Below are 15,274 nucleotides of genomic sequence, written 5' to 3' on the forward strand. Positions count from 1 at the left end.
GGACCGCCTTCCAGCGGGCCCTCCGGGCGCTTCGTTCTTTCGTGTTTCCAGCTTATCAGATGTTTTCCGCTCCGTTTTCCGGAGTTTCATTCATCGGATTCGCTTTCCGCTTTGTCGCCCCGGTCTCCCGCGGCGACTCCGGAACTGTACGGGGACCGACCCGCCACATGCAAATCGCCTCCGCCTGGGGCTCCGGGCGGAGGCGATCAGCAGCGATGACCGGTCGGCCGAGGATCAGCGGACCTCGGTGATCTCCGGGCCGCGCGCGAACGGGTCGAGCGAGCCGTAGCGGCCCTCGCCCTCGCCCGCGGCGGCGGCAGCCCCGCCACCGTCGGCGACCATCTGGGCGTCCTCGGGAAGCTTCAGCACGATCGGGTCGCGGGGAGCCATCGGGCTCTCACCGCGCACGACGACGGTCTGCCGGAACACCTGCTCCAGGATGCCGGCCATCTCGGGCTGCACGGCGGCCTGGCCCGAGATCACACCGCGCAGGAACCAGCGCGGGCCGTCGCAACCGACGAAGCGCACCAGCTGCACGCCCTGGGTGCCGTCCGGGAGCTGCACGGGGACCTGGGCGCGGAGGTGCCAGCCGAGCGGGCCTTCCTCCTCGTCGATCAGGCCGCCCTGCGAGGTGATGCCGTTGGCGATCTCCTCGCGGACCTCTCCCCAGATGCCCTCCGACTTCGGGGCCGCGAAGGCCTGGAGCTGGATGGCGCTGTTGCCGAGCACCAGGGTGGCGGCGACGATCGCGTCACCGGCGACCTCGACCCGCAGCTCCATGCCCTCGACGCCGGGGACCAGCAGACCCCCGAGGTCGACTCGCCCCTCCTCCGGGGTCTCCAGCTCGGTGTGGTCCCACGGGCCGTCCGGCCGCGGGGCCGGCGGCAGGCCGACCTTGTCGGCCGGGTCCAGCTCGGTCACGTTCTCGCTCTCGGCGGAACCTTCGACGTCATCGGCCGTCTCGTCGGCGCTGATGGCGTCGTCGGCGAGCTGCTCGACAGCGTCCTCGCTCTTCTGGCGACGACGGAACACGGTCACTGTCCTTCCCGGTCCAAGACCGATGCGAATACCTGCTCGGCTTCCTGCGAGGCCGCGGGAATGCTAGACCCCGGCGTGGCCACCGGTCGACCCGAACCCGCCCTCGGCGCGTGCCGACCCCGGCAGCTCGGCCACCTCGTGGAAGCGGGCCTTCTCGACCTGCTGGATGACCAGCTGGGCGATCCGGTCCCCTCGGCGGAAGCTGACCCCCTCGCGCGGGTCCAGATTGACGACGATCACCTTGATCTCTCCACGGTACCCGGCATCGACCGTCCCCGGGGCGTTCACGAGAGCAACTCCGCAACGAGCTGCCAGCCCGGAGCGCGGGTGGACGAAGGCCGCGTAGCCGTCCGGCAGCGCGACGGCGATGCCGGTGGGGAGCACCGCCCGCTCGCCGGGGGCCAGTTCGGCGTCGACGGTGGTCCGCAGGTCGGCGCCGGCGTCCCCGGGCTGCGCGTACTCGGGCAGCGGCAGCTCGGCGTCGATGCGCTTGATCAGGACGTCCAGCTGCGGACGGGGGGTCTCGCTCAAGGGTTCACCTCAAAGGCTCGTGCGCGCTTCATCAGATCCGGGTCGTCGAGGACCTTGTCGATGTCCTCGGCACGACCGTGCGTGGTGAAGTGTTCCAGCTTCACCTGGATGAAGAGCGCCTGTGCGCGCACGGCGACCGGTCCGTCCGGGCCGCCGATCCGCGCCTCGGCGGCGCTGTAGATCTTGCGGCCGTGCACTCCGGTGACCCAGGCGCGCAGGTGCAGCACCGAATCGACGGGCACCGGGCTGAGGAAGTCGGTCTCCAGCCGGCCGGTCACGGCGGGCGCGTGCAGCAGCCAGTTGAGCGTGCCGAGGGTCTCGTCCATCGCCGTCGTCAGCACGCCGCCGTGGGCCAGCCCGGGGCCGCCCTGGTGGACGTCCCGGACGGTGAACTCTGCCGTGACGTCGAGGCCCTCGCCGGCGACCGCGTCGATCCGCAGGCCGCCGGGGTGCTGCGGGCCGCAGCCGAAGCAGTGCTCGTAGTGCGAGCCGAGGTGGGTGCCGGGGGCGGGCGCCTCGGGGTGGCGCTCCGGGATCACGGCGCCCGGCGGCGGGGTGGTGGGGGTCGGCGGCAACGCGGGCGCCGACCGGTCGGTGGGGGTCGTGGGGGTGGTCGTACCGGTCACGGCTCCCCAGCCTACCCAGGGGTAGCAAGGCCTCCGATGGGGGTGGCGTCCCGGCCCGGGCGTCGGGGCGCCCACAATGGGGGGCATGTACGACGAACGCCTCACGGTGCCGCGCTCCTGGTGGCTGCTCCCGGTCGCAGTCGGTCTGACCCTCGCCCTGATCCTGATCCGGGTCAGCGGGCTGGCCGCCCTGGTCGGCCTGGTGGTCGGCATCGCCGTCGGCGCGGTGGCGATCAGCAGCTACGGCTCGGCCCGGATCCGGGTGGTGCAGGGCTCGCTGGTGGCCGGACCGGCCCGGATCCCGGTGGACGCGCTGGGCGCCGCGCACGCGCTCAGCCCCGCCGAGGCCGCCGCCTGGCGCGGCCCGAAGGCCGATCCACGCGCCTTCATGCTGCTGCGCAGCTACGTCCCGACCGCGCTGCGGGTCGAGGTGAGCGACCCGGCCGACCCGACGCCCTACCTCTATCTGTCGACCCGCTCGCCCATGAAGCTGGCCGAGGCACTGGAGGAGGCCCGGCGCGGCGCCCGTACGTAGCCGACGCACCACAGGCCCCGAAAGACCGAGAGGGACGGTTCCGCTGCTGCGGGACCGTCCCTACGACTTTGTCCTGGCCGGCACGCGGCCGACCGACTCCGTCCTCCCGGGCCCGTCCCGCAGGACGGTCCGCGGACCTGCCGTCCGGCCCCGCTGCCCGGGGCCGGAAGGGGCGGGGTGCCGGTGCCGCGGGAGCCACGGGCACCAGGCGCTGTCCGCTGCGGTGCTCAGGCGCCGCAGTCCCGGCAGATCGGGTTGCCGTTCTTCTCGCTGTACAGCTGGCTGCGGTGGTGGACCAGGAAGCAGCTCATGCAGGTGAACTCATCGGCCTGCTTCGGCAGGACCCGAACCGCGAGCTCCTCGTTCGAGAGGTCGGCACCGGGAAGCTCCATGCCCTCGGCGGCGTCGAACTCGTCGACGTCGACGGAGCCGCCGCCCTTGTCGTTCCGCCGAGCCTTGAGTTCCTCGATGCTGTCTTCGTTGAGCTCGTCGTCAGTCTTGCGTGGGGTGTCGTAGTCGGTTGCCATTTTTCGCTCTCCCCCTCCGGGTTTGTGCGGTGTGTGCGGTATCTCCAGCGCACGTAACGCATGGGGGGTCGGTCTTGTGCCCGACCCGAGGCGGAGATTTTGCCTTACTTCAAGCCCCGTTACTCAATCGACACTCAGCCCGGGCTCCGTTGGGGTGATCCTCCGGGGCGTGGAAGGCCTCACGCTGGGCCATCGCCGACCCGCCGAATGCCCGCCGGATCGGCGACTCACAGTGAGCGGGACCCGCCTTGGTGTCCGCTGAATCCCTTGCCCACCAGGGACGCCGACCAATCCTGCGAACCGGTGGCAGGCTGGATTCCGGTCACGGACGGCGATCGACACCTCCGATGGAGTGATCACTCTCCGGGGTCACCCGGCATCGCGGAGCGACACGGTGTGACCTTGGTCACGTTCAGAATCTTCTGGGTCAAACCACGGAAAATCCACCCAGTCCGCCCTCTCCTCCGGAGGGCGTGACAGCTCGCCGGAGCGCCCCCGCGGGCGCCCTAGCCGGCGTTCCGGCGGGCCTCCCGGCGGGCCAGCAGCGCGGCCTGGCGCTCCTCGAACTTGCGCGCCTGCTCGTCCAGCCCGTCCAGGAAGACCCCCAGCTCGTTCTGGGCCAGCAGGCCCTCGGGGCCGAGGCCGTCGATCTCCATCACCCGCAGCTTGCGCAGCACCGGCTGCAGCACGTCGTCGTGGTGGATGCGCAGGTTGTACACCCCGCCGAGGGCGATCTGCGCGGCTGCGCGCTCGAAACCGGGGATGCCGTGACCGGGCATGCGGAAGTTGATGACCACGTCGGCGATGGCGCGCATGGCCTGGTCCGGGGCGATCTCCAGGGCGGCCTTCAGCAGGTTCCGGTAGAAGACCATGTGCAGGTTCTCGTCGTTGGCGATCTTCGCCAACAGCTGGTCGCACAGCGGGTCGCCCGCGTACTTGCCGGTGTTGCGGTGCGAGATCCGGGTCGCGAGCTCCTGGAAGGCCACGTACGCGACCGAGTGGAGCATGCTGTGCGCGTTGTCGGACTCGAAGCCCTCGGACATGTGGGACATCCGGGCCCGCTCCAGCTCCACCGGGTCGACGGCCCGGGTGGCGAGCAGGAAGTCGCGGATGGCTATCCCGTGCCGGCCCTCCTCGGCGGTCCAGCGGTGCACCCAGGTGCCCCAGGCGCCCTCGCGGCCGAACATGGTCGCGATCTCGTGGTGGTAGCTGGGGAGGTTGTCCTCGGTCAGCAGGTTCACCACCAGCGAGACCCGGCCGAGCGGGGTCACCTGGGACTGCTCGAGGTGCCACGCCTCGCCGCCGAGCACGCCGTCGAAGTCGCGGCCCTGGCTCCACGGGACGAACTCGTGCGGCATCCACTCCTTGGCCACCCCCAGGTGGCGGTTGAGCTCCTTCTCGACGACCTCTTCGAGGGCCAGGATCAGTCGCGCGTCGGTCCAGCCGCTCGATCCGAGCGAGGGGCTGCTCTGCACGGGGGCGATGGTCACAGTCTTGCTCCTGGGGACGGGTACGCGCGGGACGGGCGCGTTGGGCGGGCACGCGTCCGCTTCTCGGAGCCGTCGGCGGAGAGACCGGCGGTCGCACTTACGGTTGCGTAGGTTACGACACCGTAAGTTGCTCGGACCGGAAAAGACAAGCCGCCCCCGCCAGGCCTTATGTCGTCTTGACAGGCTGGCGGGGGCGGCTGAAAACGGTCGCCCACGGAACGCGGCAGCACCCGGGGTCGATACCGGCGTAACGGCCCTGCGCGGGGGTCAGGGCGAGGGAATCCGCACCCGCATGGTGAGGCCGCCGCCGGCGCGCGGGGTGGCCTCGACGGTGCCGCCGTGGGCGCGCACCACCGAGCGGACGATGGACAGGCCCAGCCCGACCCCCTTGTCGCTGCGGGTGCGGTCGGCGCCCTTCACCCGACGGAACGGCTCGAAGATGTGCTCCAGCTCGTACCCGGGCACCACCGGGCCGGTGTTGGAGACCACCAGCTCGCCGCCGCCCGGCACCGTGGCGGTGGCCAGCTCGACCCAGCCGCCCGGGGTGTTGTAGCGGACGGCGTTCTGCAGCAGGTTGAGCGCCAGCCGCTCCAGCAGCACACCGTTGCCCGCGACCACCGCCGGGTCGAGCTTGGAGCGCAGCTCGACCTCCCGCTTGTCCGCCTCGCCCCGGCTCTGCTCCAACGCCCGGGTGGCCACCTCGGACAGCTCCACCGCCCGGCGGTCGGTCAGCTCGTTCTCGCTGCGGGCCAGCAGCAGCAGGCCCTCGACCAGCTGCTCGCTGCGCTCGTTGGTGGCCAGCAGGGTCTTGCCGAGCTGCTGGAGGTCGGGCGAGGCGGCCGGGTCGGAGAGCTGGACCTCCAGCAGGGTGCGGTTGATCGCCAGCGGGGTGCGCAGCTCGTGCGAGGCGTTGGCGACGAAGCGGCGCTGGGAGTCGAAGGAGCGGTCCAGCCGGTCCAGCATGTCGTCGAAGGTGTCGGCGAGCTCCTTGAGCTCGTCGTCCGGGCCGTCCAGCTCGATCCGGCGGTGCAGGTCGGAGGAGGCGACGTCCCGGGCGGTGCGGGTGATCCGGCCCAGCGGGCGCAGCACCCGGCCGGCCATCGCGTAGCCGGCCGCGAAGGCGATCACGGCGAGGCAGACCAGCACGGTCAGCAGCTTGCGCAGCAGGGTGTTGAGCGCCGCGGCGGCCTCGATGGACTTGTTGTCGTTCAGCCACTGGTCGAGCGCGGACTGGTTGGTGATGATCTGGCCGTCCGGGGTCCGCACGGGGATGCCGTTGAGCACCAGGTGCGGCTGGCCGACCTGCTGGAGCGCCTGCTGGACGAAGAAGTACATGACCAGCAGCAGCACCACGCCGGCCATCAGGAACATCCCGCCGTACAGCAGGGTGAGCCGCATCCGGATCGTCGGGCGGAACGGCAGCCAGGCGAGCAGCCCGTCACCGGGCACGTAGGTCTCCTGCTGGCCCAGCCGGGGCGGGCGCGGCGGGTGCACGGGCTTGGGCGGTACGGCACGCGGGCCGCCGGCGGGCGCGCCGGAGGGCCCGCCGGCCGGGGGCGGCGGGGTGGTCATGATGGTCCTCTCGGGCGTCCGCCGGGGGCGGGCGCTGGGTACGGCGGGGAATCCTCGGGGGGGCGGATCCCAGGGGTCGGACTCCGGGGGTCGGATTCCGGTCAGATCCGGTAGCCGGAGCCCGGCACGGTGACGATCACCGGCGGGTCGCCGAGCTTGCGGCGCAACGTCATCACGGTGACCCGCACGACGTTGGTGAACGGGTCGGTGTGCTCGTCCCAGGCCTTCTCCAGGAGCTGCTCGGCGGAGACGACGGCGCCGCCGGCCCGCATCAGCACCTCCAGGACGGCGAACTCCTTGGGGGCGAGCTGGACGGTGCGCCCGTCGCGGATCACCTCGCGCCGGCCGGGGTCGAGCGAGATGCCGGCCCGCTCAAGCACCGGGGGCAGCGGGACGGTCGCGCGGCGGCCCAGTGCCCTTACCCGGGCCACGAGTTCGCTGAAGGCGAATGGCTTCGGAAGGTAGTCATCGGCGCCGATCTCCAGTCCCTCGACCCGGTCGCTGATGTCGCCGGAGGCGGTCAGCATGATCACCCGGGTCGCCAGGCCCTGCTCGACCACCTTGCGGCAGACGTCGTCGCCGTGGACCAGCGGGAGGTCGCGGTCCAGGACCACCACGTCGTAGTCGTTGACCGCGATGCGCTGGAGCGCGGCCTCCCCGTCGTACACCACGTCGACGGCCATCGCCTCGCGGCGCAGGCCGGTCGCGACGGCCTCGGCAAGCAGCTGCTCGTCCTCGACGACGAGAACCCGCACGGTGGTTGTCCCTTCTCCAGGCCGGCCCCGGAAGCGGACGCACGGCTCCGACGGTGCCTCCATCCTGCCTGGTCCTGCGGTAAAGCAGCGATAAGCTGCCCCACGGGCAGGGGGTCGGGCCGCACGGCGGTGACCGTTCGTGCCGGAAGCGCTCCGCTTGGACTGTGACACGGGCAACTTTCTTCCGCCGGGAGGTTTCCCGGCCTCCCGGGCGGGGAGGACAGCTGCACACCCGCGATCTGGCTGTTGGCCGATCGCACCCACCCGCCGTGCGTTCATCCGCGCCGGCCCTGGGGCTGGGACGTCACCGGGAGCGGCCGAAGGGCCGTCTCCGCGCCCGACCGGAGTTCTCACCTGTCGGCCAGGGCGCATTCACCGGCTGGACCCTCCTCAGGGCGGAGAGCGCACGACCGTGCACGTCCGACACAGTAAGGGGGCCCGTATGGACGCCTTCAAGGCCGGAATCCTGCAGCGCATAGCCAACGCCGAGCAGGACCTGCACCGCGCGATCGAGGCCGGGGACGAGTTCCTCGCCGAGGTGGAGCAGTCCGAGCTGGACGACCTGCGTCGTCTCGCCGCCGAGCACGGTGTGGACACCGTGCTGGAGCGCCACCGCACCGCCGCCTGACCCGACGCCGGCACCCCGGCACCAGCGGCCCTGCGGGGGCCGTGCGAAACCCCAAGCCCTGGCATCCCCCGTATGCCAGGGCTCTTCGCTGTCCCGAAGGGTTCTCCGCCGGGGCTTCGGCTTCCCGAAGGCTCCCCGAGCGGCCGCGGGCCTTCGGGAAGCCGAAGTGTCCTCAGTCCTCCCAGGCGCGCAGCGCGGCCAGCCGCTCCTGCAGCGGCTGGTACACGCCGGGGGCGGCGGCCACGGTCAGCTCGCCGTCCGGGCCGTGCCCGGGGCGGCCGCCGACCAGGGCACCGGCCTCGGTGGCGATCAGGCAGCCGGCCGCGCGGTCCCAGGGGGCGAGGCCGCGCTCGTAGTAGCCGTCCAGCCGCCCGGCGGCCACGTCGCACAGGTCCACCGCGGCCGCCCCGGCCCGGCGGACGTCCCGCACCTCGGGCATCAGGGCCAGCAGCACCTCGGCCTGGCGCACCCGCACCGGCTGGACGTAGTTGAAGCCGGTGGCGATCAGCGCCTGACCCCAGGGCGGGGCCGGGCGGGCGGAGATCGGCCGGCCGTCCAGGTGGGCGCCGCGGCCCAGCACGGCGTGGAACAGCTCGCCGCGGGCCGGGGCATAGACCACTCCGACGACCGCCCGGCCGTCCACCTCGGCGGCCACGCTGACCGCCCAGGAGGGCAGCCCGTAAAGGTAGTTGACCGTTCCGTCGAGCGGGTCGACGACCCAGCGCACCCCGCTGGTGCCGGGGTGCTCGGCGCCCTCCTCGCCGAGATAGCCGTCCTGGGGGCGGCGGTCGGCGATCAGCTCCACGATGAGCTTCTCGGAGGCGAGGTCCATCTCGGTGACCACGTCGACCGGGCTGCTCTTGGTGCCGGCCACGCCGAGGTCGGCGGGGCGGCCGTCGCGCAGCAGGGCGCCGGCCTGCCGGGCCGCGTCCAGGGCGACCTCCAGCAGGTCGTCGAGGAGCCCGTCGTCGGGCAGGGCGGGGGTGGGCACGGGAATCTCCTCCGGAAGGGGTCGACGCTCGAAAGGGGTCATCGCTCGGCGGCGGCCGAGCGGGGGGCGCGCGGGTTGGGGCAGCAGGCCACCGCGCACACGTCGTGGCTGGGGCCCAGGGCCCCGAGGGCGCAGCGGGTCACGGCCTCGCCCCGCTCGGTGGCGGCCCGCTCCAGGACGAGCTCGCGCACGGCGGCGGTGAACCGCGGGTCGGCACCGACGGTGGCCGCCCGGGAGACCGGCAGGCCCAGTTCGGCGGCCTTGGCGACGGCTTCGGTGTCGAGGTCGTACTTGACCTCCATGTGGTCGGAGACGAAGCCGATCGGGACCATCACCACGGCCGGCGCGCCGTCGGCGTGCTGGGCCTCCAGGTGGTCGCAGATGTCCGGCTCCAGCCACGGGACGTGCGGGGCGCCGCTGCGGCTCTGGAACACCAGCTGCCACGGCCGGTCGGCCACGCCGGTGTGCTCGGCGACGGCCGCGGCGATCAGCCGGGCCACGTCCAGGTGCTGGGCGACGTAGGCGCCGCCGGGCGTGCCGCGGGCCGGGTCGTCCGGGGCGCCGGAGGTCTCGGCCATCGCGTCCGGGATGGAGTGGGTGGTGAAGGCCAGCCGGGCGCCGTCCCGCACCTCGGCGGGCAGCTCGGCCAGGGCGGCCAGGGCGGCGTCGATCATCGGCTCGACGAAGCCGGGGTGGTTGTAGAAGTGGCGCAGCTTGTCGACGGTCAGCGCCGGGACGCCCTCCTCGGCCAGGGTGGCCAGCGCGTCGGCCAGGTTCTCCCGGTACTGGCGGCAGCCCGAGTAGCCGGCGTAGGCGCTGGTGGCGAGCACGGCGATCCGGCGGTGGCCGTCCGCGGCCATCTCCCGCAGGGTGTCCACCAGGTACGGGGCCCAGTTCCGGTTGCCCCAGTGGACCGGGAGGTCCAGCCCGTGCTCGGCGAAGTCCTTGCGCAGGGCGGCGAGCAGCTCCCGGTTCTGTTCGTTGATCGGACTGACGCCGCCGAACATGAAGTAGTGCTTGCCCACCTCCTTCAGCCGTTCCTTGGGGATGCCGCGGCCCCGGGTGACGTTCTCCAGGAACGGGACGACGTCCTCGGGGGCCTCGGGCCCGCCGAAGGAGAGCAACAGCAGGGCGTCGTACGGGGCGGCGCCGGAGGCGGAGGGTTTGCGCGCGTCGGACATGGCTCCGATCCTGCCACTGAGGGGTCGGGCGTCGGCGCCGGGGCCGCGCGGGCGTCCGGAAAATACCGTTTGCCAACGTACGTAAGCTGTCTAGACCACCCTTGTTCCTTACCCCACTGCCCGGAGCTCACGTGCTGTCCAGCTACCGCCGAATATTCGCCGCGCCCGGCACCGTGGCCTTCTCCTCCACCGGTTTCGTCTCCCGGCTGCCGATCTCCATGACCGGCATCGGCATCGTGACCATGCTGTCCCAACTCCGGGGCTCGTACGGCGTGGCCGGCCTGGTCTCGGCGACCCTGGCGGTCTCCGCCGCGGTCCTGGGCCCCCAGGTCTCCCGACTGGTGGACCGGCACGGCCAGGCGAAGATCATCGTCCCTGCCATGGCCCTCACCATCGGCGCCGTCGTCGGCCTGCTGCTCAGCGCCCGGCTGAACGCCCCGGACTGGACGCTGTTCGTCTTCGCCGCCGGCATGGGCGTGATGCCGAGCACCGGAGCGATGGTCCGCGCCCGATGGGCCCACCTCTACCGCGAGGACGCCGACCGGCTGCACACCGCGTACTCCTTCGAGGCCGTGGTCGACGAGGTCTGCTTCATCGTCGGCCCGATCCTCTCCATCGGCCTGGCCACCTCCGTCTTCCCGGAGGCCGGCGTGCTGCTCGCCGGAATCTTCCTCGCCGTCGGCGTGCTGCTGTTCGCCGGCCAGCGCTCCACCGAGCCCCCGGTCCACGAGGCCGCCCGGCACGAGGGCCGCTCGGTCATCCGCAACCGCGGCCTTCAGGTACTGATCCTCACCTTCGTCGCCACCGGGGCGATCTTCGGTTCGGTCGAAGTGGTCACCGTCGCCTTCTCCGAGGCCCAGGGGCACAAGTCGATCTCCAGCGTGATCCTCGCCCTGTGGGCGCTCGGCTCCTGCGTGGCCGGGGTGGTGTTCGGCGCCGTCAAGCCCACCGGCTCGATGGCCATGCGGTTCTTCCTCGGCGTGCTCTTCATGGCGCTCAGCATGGTGCCGCTGCTGCTGGTCGCCCACGCGGTGCACGGCATCGGCGGACTGGTCGCCGTCGGCGGCGCCCTACTGGTCGCCGGCATCGCCATCTCCCCCACCCTGATCACCGCGATGGCCCTGGTCGAACGGCTCGTCCCGGCCGCCCAGCTCACCGAGGGCATGACCTGGACCACCACCGGGCTCGCCCTCGGCGTCGCGACCGGCTCCTCGGCCGGCGGCTGGGTCGTCGACGCCTCCGGCGCCGCCGCGGGCTACTGGGTGCCGCTGGCCGCCGGCGCGCTCGGGGTGCTCGCCGCCCTGGCCGGACTCGGCCGGCTGCGCGCCGGACTCGGCGCCGAACAGCCCGCCCGGACGGCCGGCGGAACGGTCGACCGACCCGTAGACGCCGAACGGTGAACTGACTAATCTCGCCCTACCCGTGGCCCTACCCGCGGGTAGGGCCCGCCTCCCGGACACCGCGGACGAGCCCTGGGGCGGCCGCGCCGCCGCAGACCGCGCCGACCCCGTTCGGCCACGGAGCAGGAGGCAGCGCAGATGCCCCAGGCCAGCACCGCGACCCGCACCCGGTGGACCAACTGGGCCGGCAACCAGAGCGCCCGACCGGCCCGGAGCGCCACCCCCGGCACCGCGGAGGAACTGGCCAGGGAGATCCGGCGCGCCGCCGAACAGGGCCGCAGCGTCAAGGCCGTCGGCTCCGGCCACTCCTTCACCGCGATCGCCTCGCCCGGCGACGGCCTGCTGGTCCGGCCGCACGCGCTCACCGCCGTCCGCGAGATCGACCGCGAGGCCGGCACCATCACCGTCGAATCCGGCCTCCCGCTGAGCCGGCTCAACCGGATCCTCACCGCCGAGGGCCTCTCCCTGACCAACATGGGCGACATCGAGGTCCAGACCGTCGCCGGCGCCACCAGCACCGGCACCCACGGCACCGGCCGCGACTCCGGCTCGCTCGCCGCCCAGATCCGCGCCCTGGAGATCGTGCTCGCCGACGGCACCGTCCGGCGCTGCTCCCCCACCGAGAACCCCCGGCTCTTCCAGGGCGCCCGGCTCGGACTCGGCGCCCTCGGGGTGATCACCGCCCTCACCTTCGGCGTCGAACCGGCCTTCCTGCTCACCGCCCACGAGCAGCCGATGGGCTTCGACGAGGTGCTGGAGCGCCTCGACGACCTCACCGCCGTCAACGAGCACTTCGAGTTCTACTGGTTCCCGCACACCGACCGCTGCTCCACCAAGCGCAACAACCGCAGCCAGGGCCCGGCCGCCCCGCTGCCCCGGTTCAAGGAGTGGCTGGAGGACGACTTCCTCTCCAACACCGTCTGGGAGGGCGCCTGCCGGGTCGGCCGCCGCTTCCCCGGCTCCATCCCCTCGATCGCCTCGCTCGCCAGCCGCGCCTGGTCCGACCGCAGCTACACCGACACCGCGTACAAGGTGTTCACCAGCCCGCGCAAGGTCCGCTTCCTGGAGATGGAGTACGCCGTGCCGCGCGCGGCCGTCGCCGAGGTGCTGCGCGAGCTGAAGGCCCTGGTCGAACGCTCCGACTGGAAGGTCGGCTTCCCGGTCGAGGTGCGCTTCGCCCCCGCCGACGACCTCTGGCTCTCCACCGCCTCCGGCCGGGACAGCGCCTACATCGCCGTCCACCTCTACCGGGGCACCCGTGACCAGGGCTACTTCACCGGGGTGGAACAGCTGATGACCGCCCATCAGGGCCGCCCGCACTGGGGCAAGCTGCACACCCGCGACGCCGAGTACCTGGCCGGCGTCTACCCCCGCTTCGCCGACTTCACGGCGCTGCGCGACGAGGTCGACCCCCAGCGCCTGTTCGGCAACGACTACCTGCGGCGGGTGCTGGGGGCCTGACCCCTACGGCGCGGCGGTCCCGGCCGGCGGCGGGGCGACGGTCGCGTTCGCCGGGGCGTCGGTCGGCAGCGGCGGCTGGGACGTGGTCCCGCCGGTGGGCTTCGCGCCGCCGCCCGCCGACGGGGAGGCCCCGGCGGACGGGCTCGCGCTCGGGCCCGCCGAGGGCGAGGCGCCGCCGCCGTGCCCGCCGGTGCCGCCGCTCGGGGTCGGGCTCGGCTCCCGGGTCGGCCGGGTGGTCGCCGGGGCCGAGGCGGGGCCGGACGGCGTGCTCTCCGGGCCGTGCCCGCCGCCCCCGGTGGACGGCCGCTCCGCCGGGGCGTCCTCGGGCGCCTGGTCCTTGGGCGCCACCGTGCCGCCGAAGGACGTCCCGTTACCGGACTCGCCCTTGACCGTCGCCGACACCGGCTGCCCGGTGGCCAGCTCGAACGCCACGATCGGCGTCATCGCCAGCACGAACACCAGCCCGGACACCGCCGCGTAACCCCGCCACCCCAACCGCCGGCGCGCCCGCACCACCTGCGGCTCGTTCCACTCCGAGGTGATCACCGGCGGTCCGGCGGGCAGCTCCGCCGACGGCTCGGGCCGCTCCGGACCGGCCGGCACCTGGCGCAGGGTGTTCACGGTCGGGTTCGGCCCGCGGTCCACCGCGTCGCGCAGCTGCTCGCCGGTCCGCCGGAACACGTGCTGGAACACCGCGCCGCCCGTGGTGGCCCCGATGCTGACCACGGCCGCGCCCATGATCGTGCCGTACACGCCGAGTTCGGAGGCGAGCAGTGCGCCCACCACCGCGGCCAACGCGCTCGCCGCGACCTGAGCCACACTCAGATCGATCCGCTTGCGCTCCTCCTTGCCGCCCTCCTCGGCGGGGCTCCGCTCCGGCATCAACATCCCTCGGTCCGTACGGCTGCTACTCGAACAAGCCTCTCCATCTTGCCCAAAGAAGGACACAAGGGACGAAAATGCGGTTCTTCGCGCCCGGATTGTGTGAAGATGATCACCGTTCATCCGGCGATGGTCTGCTGTTGGGGGCGCGCGCTCTTGAGATTCCCGTGAATCGCGGGAGACTTGAGCGGCGAGCCGCCCCTTCGGATGCCACGAATGGAGTACTGTTCGTAAAGCCCGAGCCCTGGGTCGACATGTCGACTGTGCCTTCACCGGCAGCTTGACGAAGAGCCACGGAACGGGCACGCACGGCGACGCCGGTCCCGGATCGTCGCGAACACTCCGCGTGCGAGGACGGCCGGGACACCCAGGCGCGACGTCGACGGATGACGTGGCAAAAAGGCAACCGTGCCACAGCGGTGTGGCGGGGCGTAAGCCCGACACGCCGGGGAACTCAGCAAGGTTGTGGCCAGTCGCGAGTGGGCAGGCCACACTCAGTACGGGAGCAGCGACGCAGGTGACGTCGGCAGGCACCACCCGGGAGGTAACCGTGCCCGAACTGCGGGTTGTGGCCGTCAGCAACGACGGCACACGGCTGGTGCTCAAGGCTGCCGACAGCACGGAGTACACCCTCCCCATCGACGAGCGGCTGCGCGCCGCCATCCGCGGCGACCGGCCGCGCCTCGGCCAGATCGAGATCGAGGTCGAGAGCCACCTCCGCCCCCGGGACATCCAGGCCCGGATACGAGCCGGTGCCTCCGCCGAGGAGGTCGCCCAGGCCGCCGGCATCTCCGTCGACCGCGTCCGCCGCTTCGAAGGACCGGTCCTCGCCGAACGCGCCTTCATGGCCGAGCGCGCCCGCAAGACCGCCATCCGCCGCAACGGCGAGTCCCCCGGACCGCAGCTCGGCGACGCCGTGGCCGAACGCCTCGCCCTGCGCGGCGCCGAGAAGGACACCGAGCGCTGGGACTCCTGGCGGCGCGACGACGGCACCTGGGAGGTCATCCTCTCCTACCGCGCCGACGGCGAGGGCCGCAGCGCCTCCTGGACGTACGACCCGCCCCGGCGCCTGGTCCAGCCCAACGACGACGAGGCCCGGGCGCTGATCGGCGAGTCCGTCGAGCGCGAGGAGGACTCGGTCTTCCCGTTCATCCCGCGGATCGCCCGGCTCCCCCAGGACCGGCCGCCCCGCCCGATGATCGACCGGCCCTCCGCCGACCGCATCATGTCGGCCCGCGAGGTCCGCGAGTCACGCGAGGCCACCGCCGAGTCCCGGGACTCGCTGACCAGCCTGCTCGACGTGGTCCCCGCCTTCCGCGGCGACCTCGCCGTCGGCGGCCCCGCCCCGATCGAACCGGTACCCGCCGAGGTCGCCGAGGAGAGCGAGGAGCCGGCCGCGGCCGCCGCCCCGGCGGTCGGCGCGGGCTCGGCCTACGCCGACATCCTGATGCCGCGAGCCGTCGCCCCGCACCGCGAGCGCCTGGTCGGCACCACCGACCGGCAGGCCGAGGCGGACGGCGTCCGGCCCGGGCGCCGGGCCACCGTGCCCAGCTGGGACGAGATCGTCTTCGGCAGTCGGCGCAAGAAGCAGGAGTGAGTCCCCGGACATGCCGGAGGGGCGGGAGGCCGGGCCTCCCGCCCCTCCGGCGTGTCCGGG

14 protein-coding genes and 1 pseudogene are annotated in these 15,274 nt (G+C 72.8%); 5 read left to right on the top strand and 10 right to left on the bottom strand.

Annotated elements, in window-relative coordinates; translation table 11 throughout:
* Nucleotides 1–234 precede the first annotated feature (234 nt).
* The 3 genes and pseudogenes from ACFWIS_RS10980 to ACFWIS_RS10990 form a co-directional block, all read right to left on the bottom strand.
* Nucleotides 235–1,032, bottom strand: a complete 798-nt coding sequence (locus tag ACFWIS_RS10980; RefSeq protein ID WP_380462869.1) for a DUF3710 domain-containing protein — start codon at nucleotides 1,030–1,032, stop codon at nucleotides 235–237.
* A gap of 2 nt (nucleotides 1,033–1,034) precedes the next feature.
* Nucleotides 1,035–1,569, bottom strand: a pseudogene (gene dut / locus ACFWIS_RS10985) (dUTP diphosphatase).
* Nucleotides 1,566–2,144, bottom strand: a complete 579-nt coding sequence (locus ACFWIS_RS10990) for a PaaI family thioesterase (RefSeq protein ID WP_380462871.1) — start codon at nucleotides 2,142–2,144, stop codon at nucleotides 1,566–1,568. The pseudogene dut and the gene ACFWIS_RS10990 overlap by 4 nt, the downstream one beginning before the upstream one ends.
* A gap of 136 nt (nucleotides 2,145–2,280) precedes the next feature.
* Here ACFWIS_RS10990 and ACFWIS_RS10995 point away from each other — a divergent pair, with 136 nt between their 5' ends.
* Complete coding sequence (locus ACFWIS_RS10995; protein ID WP_380462867.1) at nucleotides 2,281–2,730, top strand: DUF3093 domain-containing protein; 450 nt, start codon at nucleotides 2,281–2,283, stop codon at nucleotides 2,728–2,730.
* Nucleotides 2,731–2,957: 227 nt separating this feature from the next.
* Here the strand turns inward: ACFWIS_RS10995 and ACFWIS_RS11000 are convergent, their stop codons facing one another.
* From ACFWIS_RS11000 to ACFWIS_RS11015, 4 genes are all read right to left on the bottom strand, one after another.
* Nucleotides 2,958–3,257, bottom strand: a complete 300-nt coding sequence (locus tag ACFWIS_RS11000; protein ID WP_030057692.1) for a DUF4193 domain-containing protein — start codon at nucleotides 3,255–3,257, stop codon at nucleotides 2,958–2,960.
* Between the two features lie 506 nt (nucleotides 3,258–3,763).
* Nucleotides 3,764–4,747 (bottom strand): acyl-ACP desaturase, encoded by a 984-nt coding sequence (locus ACFWIS_RS11005; protein WP_380462865.1) that lies wholly within the window; start codon nucleotides 4,745–4,747, stop codon nucleotides 3,764–3,766.
* 267 nt (nucleotides 4,748–5,014) lie between these two features.
* The gene (locus ACFWIS_RS11010; protein WP_380462863.1) at nucleotides 5,015–6,319 is read right to left on the bottom strand and encodes a sensor histidine kinase; all 1,305 of its coding nucleotides are present in this window, start codon (nucleotides 6,317–6,319) and stop codon (nucleotides 5,015–5,017) included.
* A gap of 101 nt (nucleotides 6,320–6,420) precedes the next feature.
* A complete protein-coding gene (locus tag ACFWIS_RS11015) occupies nucleotides 6,421–7,074 on the bottom strand; it encodes a response regulator transcription factor (RefSeq protein ID WP_097235981.1) in 654 nt (217 codons plus the stop codon).
* Between the two features lie 442 nt (nucleotides 7,075–7,516).
* Between ACFWIS_RS11015 and ACFWIS_RS11020 the strand changes: the two genes are divergently transcribed.
* A complete protein-coding gene (locus tag ACFWIS_RS11020; RefSeq protein ID WP_030057688.1) occupies nucleotides 7,517–7,702 on the top strand; it encodes a hypothetical protein in 186 nt (61 codons plus the stop codon).
* 172 nt (nucleotides 7,703–7,874) lie between these two features.
* On the opposite strand, the gene ACFWIS_RS11025 is transcribed toward ACFWIS_RS11020, so the two are convergent.
* Both ACFWIS_RS11025 and ACFWIS_RS11030 read right to left on the bottom strand, forming a co-directional pair.
* Nucleotides 7,875–8,735, bottom strand: a complete 861-nt coding sequence (locus tag ACFWIS_RS11025; protein ID WP_380462861.1) for an inositol monophosphatase family protein — start codon at nucleotides 8,733–8,735, stop codon at nucleotides 7,875–7,877.
* On the bottom strand, nucleotides 8,732–9,874 hold the full coding sequence (locus ACFWIS_RS11030; protein WP_380462859.1) for a ferrochelatase: 1,143 nt from the start codon (nucleotides 9,872–9,874) through the stop codon (nucleotides 8,732–8,734). Before ACFWIS_RS11030 ends, ACFWIS_RS11025 begins: the two co-directional genes overlap by 4 nt.
* Nucleotides 9,875–10,005: 131 nt before the next feature.
* Here ACFWIS_RS11030 and ACFWIS_RS11035 point away from each other — a divergent pair, with 131 nt between their 5' ends.
* Both ACFWIS_RS11035 and ACFWIS_RS11040 read left to right on the top strand, forming a co-directional pair.
* Complete coding sequence (locus tag ACFWIS_RS11035; RefSeq protein WP_380462857.1) at nucleotides 10,006–11,274, top strand: MFS transporter; 1,269 nt, start codon at nucleotides 10,006–10,008, stop codon at nucleotides 11,272–11,274.
* Nucleotides 11,275–11,412: 138 nt separating this feature from the next.
* A complete protein-coding gene (locus tag ACFWIS_RS11040) occupies nucleotides 11,413–12,735 on the top strand; it encodes a D-arabinono-1,4-lactone oxidase (RefSeq protein ID WP_380462855.1) in 1,323 nt (440 codons plus the stop codon).
* 3 nt (nucleotides 12,736–12,738) lie between these two features.
* Here the strand turns inward: ACFWIS_RS11040 and ACFWIS_RS11045 are convergent, their stop codons facing one another.
* Nucleotides 12,739–13,617 (bottom strand): hypothetical protein, encoded by an 879-nt coding sequence (locus ACFWIS_RS11045; RefSeq protein WP_380462853.1) that lies wholly within the window; start codon nucleotides 13,615–13,617, stop codon nucleotides 12,739–12,741.
* Nucleotides 13,618–14,134: 517 nt separating this feature from the next.
* On the opposite strand from ACFWIS_RS11045, the gene sepH reads away from it, so the two are divergent.
* Entirely contained in the window at nucleotides 14,135–15,214 is a 1,080-nt protein-coding gene (sepH, locus tag ACFWIS_RS11050) for a septation protein SepH (protein ID WP_380462851.1), read from the top strand.
* Nucleotides 15,215–15,274: the final 60 nt, after the last annotated feature.

Source organism: Kitasatospora sp. NPDC127060 (genome assembly GCF_042724935.1).
In the GTDB taxonomy this organism is placed as follows: domain Bacteria; phylum Actinomycetota; class Actinomycetes; order Streptomycetales; family Streptomycetaceae; genus Kitasatospora.

Coding starts and splice junctions, on each gene's coding strand:
- ACFWIS_RS10995 (WP_380462867.1), top strand. CDS start 2,281: ATGTACGACGAACGCCTCACGGTGCCGCGCTCCTGGTGGCTGCTCCCG.
- ACFWIS_RS11000 (WP_030057692.1), bottom strand. CDS start 3,257: ATGGCAACCGACTACGACACCCCACGCAAGACTGACGACGAGCTCAAC.
- ACFWIS_RS11010 (WP_380462863.1), bottom strand. CDS start 6,319: ATGACCACCCCGCCGCCCCCGGCCGGCGGGCCCTCCGGCGCGCCCGCC.
- ACFWIS_RS11020 (WP_030057688.1), top strand. CDS start 7,517: ATGGACGCCTTCAAGGCCGGAATCCTGCAGCGCATAGCCAACGCCGAG.
- ACFWIS_RS11025 (WP_380462861.1), bottom strand. CDS start 8,735: ATGACCCCTTTCGAGCGTCGACCCCTTCCGGAGGAGATTCCCGTGCCC.
- ACFWIS_RS11030 (WP_380462859.1), bottom strand. CDS start 9,874: ATGTCCGACGCGCGCAAACCCTCCGCCTCCGGCGCCGCCCCGTACGAC.
- ACFWIS_RS11040 (WP_380462855.1), top strand. CDS start 11,413: ATGCCCCAGGCCAGCACCGCGACCCGCACCCGGTGGACCAACTGGGCC.
- ACFWIS_RS11045 (WP_380462853.1), bottom strand. CDS start 13,617: ATGCCGGAGCGGAGCCCCGCCGAGGAGGGCGGCAAGGAGGAGCGCAAG.